Consider the following 10845-nt stretch of genomic DNA (forward strand, 5'->3'; position numbering starts at 1 on the left):
CGCCGCCACGTGTCTCCTCCCATCCGGACTGTCACCGTCGGTCCCGGAGTTCCACCAGGTCAACCGCTCGGCCCTGGCGGGCCTCACGGGTCGCGGACTGTCACCGCCGGCTCGGAATTGCACCGACCCCGGAGCACGTGTGTGCTGCTTGCTGCGCCAACGATGATGCCACAGCGGGCATTCCCGACCGGCACGACCGGTCGGGTCAGGCGTCGAGCGGCGGGTGCGCGGCGAGGTCGCGCAGGGCGGCGATCTCGGCGGCGACGTCGTCGGCCCCGTACACGGCGGACCCGGCGACGAACACGTCGGCCCCGGCGCGGGCGATGCGGGCGATCGTGGCGCGCGAGACGCCGCCGTCGACCTGGATGCGGGTCCCGGTGCCGGCGCGGTCGACCGCGGCGCGGGCCCGACGGACCTTGGGCAGGGTGCCCTCGATGAACGCCTGCCCGCCGAACCCGGGCTCGACCGTCATGACGAGGATCATGTCGATCTCGTCCAGGAGGTCGAGGAACGGCTCCACGGAGGTCGCGGGGCGCACCGCGACGGCGGCGCGCACACCCCCGGCGCGCAGCTCGCGGGCCAGGCGAACGGGCGCCTGCGTGGCCTCGGCGTGGAACGTGACGGACGCGGCGCCGGCCTCGGCGTACGCGGGGGCCCAGCGGTCGGCGTCCTCGACCATGAGGTGCACGTCCAGCGGGACGGGGCTGACCTCGGCGATGCGCCGCACCACGGGCAGGCCGAGGGTCAGGTTCGGCACGAAGTGCTGGTCCATGACGTCGACGTGCACGTGGTCCGCCGTGGCGATCGCGGCCAGGTCGCGCTCGAGGTTGGCGAAGTCGGCGGACAGGATGCTGGGGTTGATCTGCGGTCGCACGGGACCACGCTACCGACCCGGCCGGCGGGCGGCCGGGTCGGCGGGCGGCCGGGTCGGCGGGCGGCCGGGTCGGCGGGCGGCCGGGTCGGCGGGCGGCGTCACAGGCGGCGCAGCAGGGACAGGTGCATCGCGTCGGTGCCGTGCACGTGGGGCCACAGCTGGACGTCGCGGCGGTCCCCCGCGGGGGCGGTCGCCGCCCACGCCGGCGCGACGCCCGCGACGACGGCGCCGGCGTCGAGGACCTCGACCTGCGTCCCCGCGCGAGCGGCCGCGCGGACCGCGTCGGTGACGACCAGGCGCGTCTCGGCCTGGTGCGGGGAGCACGTGACGTAGGCCACGACCCCGCCGGGTCGGACCGCGGCCAGCGCGGACGCGAGGAGCTCGCGCTGCAGGCGGGTCAGCTGCGCCAGGTCCGCCGGCGTGCGCCGCCACCGCGACTCCGGGCGTCGGCGCAGCGCGCCCAGGCCGGTGCAGGGGGCGTCGAGGAGCACCCGGTCGTACGACGCGGGCTCCAGGTCGCCGACCTCGCGCCCGTCGGCGGTGCGGACGTCCTCGACGGCGTCGGCGGGCACAGCGCGCAGCGACTGGCGGACCAGGCGGGTCCGGTGCGGCTGCACCTCGGTGGCGACCAGGCGCGCACCGCGGTCGGCCGCGAGCGCGGCCAGCAGCGCGGCCTTGCCGCCGGGTCCGGCGCACAGGTCGAGCCAGCGGGCGTCCGGGCCGTCGAGCGGGGCCGCGGCCAGGGCGAGCGTCACCAGCTGGGAGCCCTCGTCCTGGACGCCGGCGGCACCGTCGCGCACGGCGGGCAGCGCGGCGGGGTCGCCGCCGGGCAGCACCACGGCCGTGGGGGTGAGCGTGCCGGGCTCGGCGTCGGGGCCGGCCTGCGCGGCGAGGACGTCGCGGTCGACCAGGCCGGGGCGCGCCACGAGCGTGACGCGGGGCGGGGCGTTGTCCGCGTCGAGCAGGGCGCCCACCTCGTCGGCGGCACGGCCGGAGCCGACGAGCGCCTCGCGCAGCGCCCGGACCACCCACGCCGGGTGGGAGCCGACGACCGCGAGCCGGGCGACGGCGTCCGTGCCGTCGGGGTCGGCAGCGGTGCCGATCGCGTCGAGCCAGGCGTCGAGGGTGCGCTCGGACACGCGGCGCAGCACCGCGTTGACGAACTGCGCCGCGCCGGCACCGACGCGGTCCCGGGCCAGGCCGACGGTCTCGGCGACGGCCGCGTGCGCGGGGACGCGCATGCCGAGCAGCTGGTGCGCGCCCAGGCGGAGCACGTCCAGCACCGGCGGGTCGACCTGGTCGAGCGGGCGGGACGACGCGATCGCCAGGACCGCGTCGTAGCGGCCGCGCAGGCGCAGCGTGCCGTACGCGAGCTCGGTCGCGAACCCGGCGTCCCGGCCGCTGACGCCCCGCTCGCGGAGCATCGGGGGGAGCACGAGGTTCGCGTACGCGTCGGAGCCCTCGACGGCGCGCAACGTGTCGTAGGCGGCGGTGCGCGCGGCGTCGCCCGTGCGGGCGCGCTGCCCCGGGGCGGCCGACGTGCGCCCGGCCCGGCCCTGCGCGCGGGCGGCACCGCGCTGGCGGCCCGCCGCGTCACGGCGTGCGTCGGCGGCGTCGCCGCGGGGACGGTCTCCCCCGCCGGTCCGGCCCGCAGCGGAGCGCGCGCCGGCCGGGCGTCCGCCACGCGAGCCCCGCCCGCCGGCGCCCGCGCGTCCGCCGCCCTGCGGGGCGTCCTGGCCGCTCACCGCTGCACCGGCGTCGTCGCACCGAGGACCGTGCCGTCGTCGAGGCGGGCCCCGCGCGCCCAGTCGGCGGCGGCCATCGCGCGCTTGCCGGGGGGCGTGACCTCGCCCAGCCGCACCGCCCCGGAGGCCGTGCCGACCAGCACCTCGGACTTCCCCGCGCGCAGCCGCCCCGGGGGCAGGTCCGTGACCTCGGGCACGGGTGTGACGGGGCCGAGACCCAGCCGCGAGCCGTCCGGGAGCGTCGTCCACGCACCGGGTGCGGGCGTCACGCCGCGCACGCGGCGGTCCACCGCGAGGGACGGGTGGTCCCAGCGCACGCGCGCGTCCTCGACGGTGAGCTTGGGGGCGTGCGAGACGCCCTCGTCGGGCTGGGCCACGGGGGCGAGGAGGCCGTCCTCGAGGGCGTCGAGGGTGCGCACGAGCAGCTCGGCGCCGACGACCGCGAGACGGTCCAGCAGGGTGCCGGCCGTGTCGCGGGGGCGGACCGTCTCGGTCAGGGTGCCCAGCACCGGACCGGTGTCCAGGCCCGCCTCGAGCCGGAACGTGGACGCGCCCGTGACCTCGTCGCCCGCCATGACCGCGTGCTGCACGGGAGCGGCGCCGCGCCACGCCGGCAGCAGCGAGAAGTGCAGGTTCACCCACCCGTGGGCGGGCACGTCGAGCAGCGCGGGCGGCACGAGCACCCCGTACGCCACGACCGGTGCGGCGTCCACGCCCAGCGCCGCGACCTGCGCCTGCACCTCGGGGTCGCGCAGCGTCGTCGGCGTCAGGACCGGCAGGCCGTGCTCGCGGGCCACCGCGGCGACCGGGGAGGGCGCGAGCGTGCGGCCACGGCCCGCACGGGCGTCCGGGCGGGTGAGGACGGCCACCACCTCGTGCCGGGACGCCAGCAGGGCGTCGAGGGAGGGGACGGCGACCGCGGGGCTCCCCGCGAACAGCAGACGCATGGGCCCGATCCTAGGTGCGTCGACGGTGACGGCCGTCCTCCCGCAGCCGTCAGAGCAGGTCGACGGGGTCGACGTGGACGCGCACGGTGCCGCCCTCGCGGCGCGCGGACCGCACCGCCGCCGACGCCGCCACGGCACGCGTCAGGGCCCGCCCGCCCGCGAGCGGCGCCCGCAGGAGCGTGCGCACGGGGCGCTCGAGCACGTCCTCGTCCCCGGTCAGGGCGACCGGGCCGAGCACCTCCACCGGGACGGGTGCCGCGGACGGCTCGGCCAGCGACGCCACCACCCGGTCGACGACCGCCTGGACCGCGTCGCGGGGCCCCGTCAGGGCCACGACGCGCGCCGTCGGCGGCAGGTGCAGCTCGGCACGCTCCGCCAGCTCCCGGGACGCCAGGCCCGCGGCGTCCCACCGCACGAGGGCCTGCGTCGGCCGGGGCGCGCCGTCACCGACGACAAGGACCTCCCCGCCGTCGGACGCCGCGCGCACCAGGGCCGCCGCGGCCAGCCAGCGGCGCAGCGCCTGCGACTCCGCCCCCAGCCACGCGCCCGCGGTCGCGGTCGCCGCGTCGAGCAGCACCGCGGCCGCGTACCCGCCGGGGGCCACCGGCTCGGCGCCGGGCGTCGCCACGACGAGCGCGGGCGTGCCCGGGACGTCGGCGAGCACCCCGCCGGCGGCACGCGCGCCGGAGACCCGCACCGTCGCACCGGGGAACGCCCGCCCCAGCTCCTCGGCGGTGCGCTCCGAGCCCACCCGCACCGACCGCAGCTGCGCACCGCCGCACTCGTCGCACCGCCAGTCCCCCGCCGTGCGCCCGCACCAGCGGCACGTCGGCACCCCGTCGGCCCGGTCCAGGCCCAGCGGCCCGTGGCAGGCGCCGCAGCGCGCGGCGGCCCGGCACCGCCCGCAGGCCACGACCGGCACGTACCCGGCCCGGGGCACCTGCACGAGCACCGGCCCGCGCGTGAGCCCGTCGCGGACCGCCCGCCACGCCGGCGACGGCAGCCGGGCCGCGGCACCGGCACCCTCCCGGGCCAGCTCGACCGACGTCAGGGCCCGCACCCGCGGCGTCCGCGCACGCACCACGGCCCGGTCCGCGGCGACCTCGTGCGCCCAGCCCCGCTCGACGAGCTGCTGGGCCTCGACGGTCCGGGTGTGCCCGCCCACGAGCAGGGCCGCCCGCTCCAGGTCGGAGCGCAGCGCGAGGACCTCGCGCACGTGCGGGTACGGCGCCCGCGGCTCGGCGTGCAGCGGGTCGCCGTCGTCCCAGCACACCACCAGGCCCAGGTCCGCCACGGGGGCGAACGCCGACGCCCGGGTGCCGACCACCACGCGCGCGGAGCCGCGCAGGGCCGCCAGGAACGCTCGGTACCGGGTCGCCGCACCGTCGTCCGCGACCAGCCGGGCCACCGGGCCCGCGCCGCGCACACCGGTCGGCAGGCCCACGCGCTCCAGGGCCGCGCACACGCGGGTCACGTCCCGGGCGTCGGGGACCACGACGAGCGCGCCGCGCCCGCCCAGCACGCACGCCGCGACGGCCTGCGCGACCGCGGCCGTCCAGCCCGTCGCGTCGTCGCCGGGCAGGGCCGTCCACACCGCGCGCGGTGCACCACCGGCCAGCAGGTGCTGGCAGAACGCCGCACCGCCGCGGTACGCGGCCCACGCCTGCGCACCCGGGTCGGGCGGCGGCGGGGCCGGCTCCTGCGCGGGCTCGGCCTCCACGCGGGCGTGCCGCGGGGGCACGGCCAGGCGCAGCACGTCGGCGAGCGTGCCGGCCCACCGGTCGGCGACGGCCCGCGCCAGCCGCAGGACCGCCGGCGACAGCACGGGCTCGGCCGACACCACGCGGCGCAGCGGCAGCAGGCGACCCTCGTGGTCGGCCTCGGCGACACGCTCCAGCACCCACCCGTCGACGTCCTGGCCCGCGAACCGCACCTTCACCCGGGCACCGGGCACCGCGTCGTCCGACGCGTCGGCGGGCACCAGGTACTCGAAGACGCGGTCCAGGTGCGGCGGCGACAGGTCCACGCAGACGCGCGCGACCGGCAGCTCGGTGGCGACCGGGACCCCGCCCTCGGCGCGACGCGGTCGCCGCCGGGCGCGCGCCGGCGAGGCGAGCTCCAGGCCGAGGTCGGGCTGCAGCGGACCGTCCACGCCGGCGTCCGCGGCGCGGCCCGCCGGACCGGTGGCGCTCAGCCGACGGCCGCGAGCAGCGCGGCCGTGCGGTCGGTGCGCTCCCAGGTGAACCCGGGCAGCTCCCGGCCGAAGTGCCCGTACGCGGCCGTGCGCCGGTACACCGGGCGCAGCAGGTCCAGGTCCCGCACGATCGCGGCCGGGCGCAGGTCGAACACCTCGCGGATCGCCGCGGTCAGCCGCTCCTGCGGCACGGTGCTCGTGCCGAACGTCTCGACGTACAGGCCCACGGGGTGCGCCTTGCCGATCGCGTACGCGACCTGCACCTCGCAGCGGCGGGCCAGGCCCGCGGCAACGACGTTCTTGGCCACCCAGCGCATCGCGTACGCCGCGGACCGGTCCACCTTCGACGGGTCCTTGCCGGAGAACGCCCCGCCACCGTGCCGGGCCATGCCGCCGTACGTGTCGACGATGATCTTGCGGCCCGTCAGCCCCGCGTCGCCCTGCGGGCCGCCGATGACGAACTGGCCGGTGGGGTTGACCAGCAGGCGGTGCGACGCGGTGTCGAGGTCGAGGCCCTCGAGCACCGGGGCCACGACGTGCTCGGCCACCAGGCGCTCCAGGTCGCGCGACGACAGGTCGGGCTCGTGCTGGGAGGACACCACGACGGTGTCCAGGCCCACCGGGCGGTCGCCGTCGTACGCGATCGTCACCTGGGTCTTGCCGTCGGGCCGCAGACCGGCGACGGAGCCGTCCTTGCGCACCTGGGCCAGGCGCTCGGCCAGCCGGTGCGCGAGCCACACCGGCAGCGGCATGAGGGTGGGCGTGTCGTCGGTCGCGTACCCGAACATCAGGCCCTGGTCGCCGGCGCCCTGCAGGTCCAGCGGGTCCATGCCGGACGCGTCGTCGCGCACCTCGATGGCCTTGTCGACGCCCGCGGCGATGTCGGGCGACTGCGCGCCGATCGAGACCGACACGCCGCACGAGTCACCGTCGAACCCGATGTGCGACGAGGTGTACCCGATGCCGCGCACGACCTCGCGGACGATCTGCGGGATCTCGACGTACGCGCTGGTCGTGACCTCGCCGGCGACGTGCACGAGGCCCGTCGTCACCATCGTCTCGACCGCGACGCGCGCGGCGGGGTCCTGCTCGAGGATCGCGTCGAGGATCGCGTCGGAGATCTGGTCGCAGATCTTGTCGGGGTGACCCTCGGTGACCGACTCCGACGTGAACAGGCGCGACGACGCATCACTCATGGGCCGCAGCGTACCGGGGTCAGGACGGGCCGTCCGCACCGTGCCCGTCGGACGACCCACCCGCCGGGCGGTCGTGCACGACGTCCGCGGCGGGAGCGCGGCCGACGAGGTCGCGCACCGCGTCCCAGACCACGCCGGCGACCGCGTCCTTGGTGCCCGCACCCGTCGTGACGGTCCGGCCCTCGCGGTCGAGGACGGTGATGTCGTTCGTCGTGGTACCGAAGCCCAGGCCCGCGCCCACGGCGTTCACGACGAGCAGGTCGGCGCCCTTGCGCCGGGCCTTCGCGCGACCGTGGTCGAGCACGTCGCCGTCGCCGTCGCCGGTCTCGGCGGCGAACCCGACGACCGTCTGCCCGGCACGCGGCGGGTCGGTCACCAGCTCGCGCAGCACGTCGGTCGTCTCGACCAGGTGCAGCACCGGCGGCTGGCCGGACTTCTTCATCTTCGCCGGCGCGGTGCTCGCCGGCGAGTAGTCGGCGACCGCGGCGGCCATCACCACGACGTCGGCGTCCTTCGCCGCGGCGCGGACCGCCGCGCGCAGCTGCTCGCCGGTCTCGACCTCGACCACCTCGACGGTCGCACCGGCGCGTGCGAGCACGTCCGCGGCGACGTTGGCGGCGACGAGCGTCACCCGGGCCCCGCGGCGCGCGGCGACGGCGGCCAGCGCGACGCCCTGCCGGCCCGAGGACCGGTTGCCGAGGAAGCGCACGGGGTCCAGCGGCTCGCGCGTGCCGCCGGCCGACACCACGACGCGCGCCCCGGCGAGGTCCTGCGCGACGGCCGGCGGGGCGACGAGCGCCAGGGCCGCCGCGGCGATCTCCTCCGGCTCCGGCAGCCGCCCGGGCCCGGTGTCCGCACCGGTGAGCCGGCCCGACGCGGGCTCGAGCACGTGCACGCCGCGCGCGCGCAGCGTCGCCACGTTCGCGACCGTGGCCGGGTGCTCCCACATCTCGGTGTGCATCGCGGGGGCCAGCAGCACGGGGCACCGCGCCACCAGCAGCGTCGCGGTGAGCAGGTCGTCGGCCCGGCCCGCGGCCGCACGAGCCATCAGGTCGGCGGTCGCGGGTGCCACGACCACCAGGTCGGCGGACTTGCCGACCGCCACGTGCGCGACCTGGTCGACGTCCTCGAAGACGTCGGTCGTCACCGGCTGCCCCGAGAGGGCCTCCCAGGTCGCCCGGCCCACGAACTCCAGCGACGCCCGGGTCGGCACGACGCGCACGTCGTGGCCCTGCTCACGCAGCAGCCGCAGCAGCAGGACCGCCTTGTAGGCGGCGATCCCGCCGGCGACACCGAGGACGACGCGCATGACGGGTGGGTCAGGCCTCGGCCGTCGCCTCGGACGTCAGCAGCCCGCCGTCGATCTCGCGCATCGCGATGGACAGCGGCTTCTCCTGCGGGCGGGTCTCGACGAGCGGCCCGACGTACTCGAGCAGGCCCTCGTTGAGCTGGGCGTAGTACGCGTTGATCTGACGGGCACGCATCGCCGAGAAGAGCACGAGCGCGTACTTGGAGTCCGCGCGGGCGAGCAGGCGGTCGATCGGCGGGTCGGTGATGCCCGTGGGGGCGGCGACGGTTCCGGACACGGAGGTCTCCCGTTCTGGAGAGGGCGATGGTCTGCGGTGCGCGCCCGGTCCGCCGCGCTCACGCGCCGCGCCGGTCGCACAGGTCGGGACAGTCTAGCCCTCGCTCGGGGCCAGCCCCATGAGGCCGACGAGCTCGTCGGTCGCCCGGTGCACGTCGTCGTTGACGACCACGTGGTCGAACTCGGGCTCCGCGGCCATCTCCACACGGGCCGACGCGAGCCGCCGCTCCCGCTCCTCGGGCCCCTCCGTGCCGCGCCCGACGAGGCGTCGGACCAGCTCGTCCCACGTCGGCGGGGCGAGGAAGACGAACCGCGCCTCGGGCATCGACGCGCGCACCTGACGCGCGCCCTGCAGGTCGATCTCCAGCAGCGCGGGCTCCCCCGCGGCGAGCCGCTCCAGGACCGGGCCGCGCGGGGTGCCGTACCGGTTGCGACCGTGCACGACGGCCCACTCCAGCAGCTCGCCGGCCGCGACCATCTCCTCGAAGCGCTCGGTCGACACGAAGTGGTAGTGCACGCCGTCGACCTCGCCCGGGCGGGGGTCGCGGGTCGTCATCGACACCGAGAGCCACACCTGCGGGTACCGGGCGCGGATGTCCGCGGACACGGTCCCCTTGCCGACGGCGGTGGGTCCGGCGAGCACGGTCAGACGTGCCGGCTGCGTCGTCATGGGGGTGGAGCGCTCCTCGACAAGCGGGACGCCGGGCCGGACGGCGCGCGGCGTGACGGCGTCCCGCCGCCGACCTGCGACCAGGCCGGGACGGGACGCCGAAGGGGGCAGGCTACCGTCTCAGCCGAACCGGTCGACGAGCGCCTTGACCTGGTGGGGTCCCAGCCCGCGCACACGGCGGGTCTCGGAGATCCCGATCTCGGACATGATCGCGCGGGCCTTGACCTTGCCCACGCCCGGCAGGGACTCCAGCAGGGCCGCGACCTTGAGCTTGCCGATCGTCTCGTCCTTCTGGCCCTGCTCGATGACCTCCGAGAGCGAACCCTGGGAGTACTTGAGGCGATTCTTCACCTCGGCACGGGCCTGCCGGGCTGCGGCGGCCTTCTCGAGCGCTGCTGCGCGCTGTTCTGGAGTCAGCGGAGGAAGAGCCACGCGCGGTCACCTTCTCGTCGTTGGTCCGGGATCCTCGTCGGAATGCGCGGGATCGTGTTCCGAAACTAGCGAGGCGGCACGTCCACGGCAACGCGGGGCGCGCCGCGTGTCGCGCGCACGACCTGCGGCGACGCCTCGCAGGGGCCCCGCCGGGGCACGCCGTGGGCCCCGCCGGGCGTGCGCGCAGGCCCCAGGGGCGCCGCTGCCACGATTCAGCACGGTGCACCGGGGCGCGGACGGGCACGCCGGGTGAATCCTGCGCACCCGGCGTGCCCGCCACCCCCGAGACGCCTCAGCCGAGGGCCGCCGCCGCCTCGTCCGCCGCCCGGCGGGCCGCCGCCCGCAGCGCGCCGACGTCCGGTCCCGCCCCGAGGACGCCGCGCGACGACGACGCCAGCACGTGCCCGCGCGCCCGGCCGAACACCGCCCGCAGCTCCGCCGCACCCGCCCCCTGGGCCCCCACGCCAGGCGCCAGGAACGGTCCGCGGACGGCCTCCAGGTCGACGCCCGCCTCCGCGGCGGCGTCGCCGACCGTCGCACCCACGACGAGACCCACCGACCCCTGCGGGTCGGCGCCCGCGTTCAGCCCGGCCGCCCAGGCCGCGACCTGCGCCGCCACGCTGACCCCGTCCGCCGAGCGCGCGTGCTGCACGCTGCGCCCCTCCGGGTTCGACGTCAGGCACAGGGCGAAGAGCCCGCGGCCCGTGGCGAGCGCCGCCTGCGCGGCCGGCGTCAACGACCCGACGCCCAGGTACGGCGACACCGTCAGCGCGTCGCCGGCCAGCGGCGAGCCGTCGCGCAGGAAGGCGTCGGCGTAGCCGCCCATCGTCGAGCCGATGTCTCCGCGCTTGGCGTCCACGACGACGAGCGTCCCGGTCTCGCGCCCGGCTGCCACGACCTCCTCGAGGACGGCCACCCCCGCCGCCCCGTGCCGCTCGAAGAACGCCGCCTGCGGCTTGACCGCCGCGACCCGCCCGGCGACCGCGTCGAGCACCGTCAGCGCGAACGTGCGCAGCCCCGCGGCGGCGTCGGTCAGCCCCCACGCCGCGAGCAGCGAGGCGTGCGGGTCGATGCCGACGCACAGGGGCCCGTGCGCGGCCGCGGCAGCGGCCAGGCGGGCACCGAACGGTGCACGCACCGGCCCGACCTGCCCCGCGACGACGTCCGGCCCAGCGACGGAGCCCGACCCCGGGGTGCCGTCC

Annotated in this window: 10 protein-coding genes and 1 riboswitch; all 10 genes read right to left on the bottom strand. The window is 77.9% G+C overall.

The window, feature by feature from the left end; translation table 11 throughout:
• Positions 1 to 7: 7 nt before the first annotated feature.
• A riboswitch (FMN riboswitch) is annotated at positions 8 to 139 on the bottom strand.
• Between the two features lie 66 nt (positions 140 to 205).
• Positions 206 to 874 (bottom strand): ribulose-phosphate 3-epimerase, encoded by a 669-nt coding sequence (rpe, locus tag FBY24_RS16350; protein WP_142162195.1) that lies wholly within the window; start codon positions 872 to 874, stop codon positions 206 to 208.
• A gap of 98 nt (positions 875 to 972) precedes the next feature.
• Positions 973 to 2619, bottom strand: coding sequence for an RsmB/NOP family class I SAM-dependent RNA methyltransferase (locus FBY24_RS16355; RefSeq protein WP_142162197.1), 1647 nt, complete (start codon positions 2617 to 2619; stop codon positions 973 to 975).
• Positions 2616 to 3566 carry a methionyl-tRNA formyltransferase gene (gene fmt / locus FBY24_RS16360; RefSeq protein WP_142162199.1) on the bottom strand — a complete coding sequence of 317 codons (951 nt, stop codon included), beginning with the start codon at positions 3564 to 3566 and terminating at the stop codon, positions 2616 to 2618. The genes FBY24_RS16355 and fmt overlap by 4 nt, the downstream gene beginning before the upstream one ends.
• A gap of 49 nt (positions 3567 to 3615) precedes the next feature.
• Positions 3616 to 5718: a primosomal protein N' gene (locus FBY24_RS16365; RefSeq protein ID WP_142162201.1), complete on the bottom strand. Its 2103-nt coding sequence runs from the start codon at positions 5716 to 5718 to the stop codon at positions 3616 to 3618.
• Between the two features lie 38 nt (positions 5719 to 5756).
• Positions 5757 to 6956, bottom strand: a complete 1200-nt coding sequence (metK, locus tag FBY24_RS16370; protein ID WP_142162203.1) for a methionine adenosyltransferase — start codon at positions 6954 to 6956, stop codon at positions 5757 to 5759.
• A 19-nt stretch (positions 6957 to 6975) separates the two neighbouring features.
• Complete coding sequence (gene coaBC, locus FBY24_RS16375; protein ID WP_142162205.1) at positions 6976 to 8265, bottom strand: bifunctional phosphopantothenoylcysteine decarboxylase/phosphopantothenate--cysteine ligase CoaBC; 1290 nt, start codon at positions 8263 to 8265, stop codon at positions 6976 to 6978.
• 10 nt (positions 8266 to 8275) lie between these two features.
• Positions 8276 to 8542, bottom strand: coding sequence for a DNA-directed RNA polymerase subunit omega (gene rpoZ / locus FBY24_RS16380; RefSeq protein ID WP_140458975.1), 267 nt, complete (start codon positions 8540 to 8542; stop codon positions 8276 to 8278).
• Positions 8543 to 8635: 93 nt separating this feature from the next.
• Entirely contained in the window at positions 8636 to 9211 is a 576-nt protein-coding gene (gene gmk, locus FBY24_RS16385; RefSeq protein ID WP_140458976.1) for a guanylate kinase, read from the bottom strand.
• Positions 9212 to 9331: 120 nt separating this feature from the next.
• On the bottom strand, positions 9332 to 9643 hold the full coding sequence (mihF, locus tag FBY24_RS16390; protein WP_136520018.1) for an integration host factor, actinobacterial type: 312 nt from the start codon (positions 9641 to 9643) through the stop codon (positions 9332 to 9334).
• Positions 9644 to 9935: 292 nt separating this feature from the next.
• Positions 9936 to 10781 (bottom strand): orotidine-5'-phosphate decarboxylase, encoded by an 846-nt coding sequence (gene pyrF, locus FBY24_RS16395; RefSeq protein WP_142163656.1) that lies wholly within the window; start codon positions 10779 to 10781, stop codon positions 9936 to 9938.
• Between the last annotated feature and the right edge of the window lie 64 nt (positions 10782 to 10845).

The sequence above is a fragment of the Cellulomonas sp. SLBN-39 genome (genome assembly GCF_006715865.1).
Lineage (GTDB): Bacteria > Actinomycetota > Actinomycetes > Actinomycetales > Cellulomonadaceae > Cellulomonas.

What these genes read in the sequence shown, in the direction of transcription:
- fmt (WP_142162199.1), bottom strand. Translation starts at nt 3,566, where the DNA reads ATGCGTCTGCTGTTCGCGGGGAGCCCCGCGGTCGCCGTCCCCTCCCTC.
- metK (WP_142162203.1), bottom strand. Translation starts at nt 6,956, where the DNA reads ATGAGTGATGCGTCGTCGCGCCTGTTCACGTCGGAGTCGGTCACCGAG.
- coaBC (WP_142162205.1), bottom strand. Translation starts at nt 8,265, where the DNA reads ATGCGCGTCGTCCTCGGTGTCGCCGGCGGGATCGCCGCCTACAAGGCG.
- gmk (WP_140458976.1), bottom strand. Translation starts at nt 9,211, where the DNA reads ATGACGACGCAGCCGGCACGTCTGACCGTGCTCGCCGGACCCACCGCC.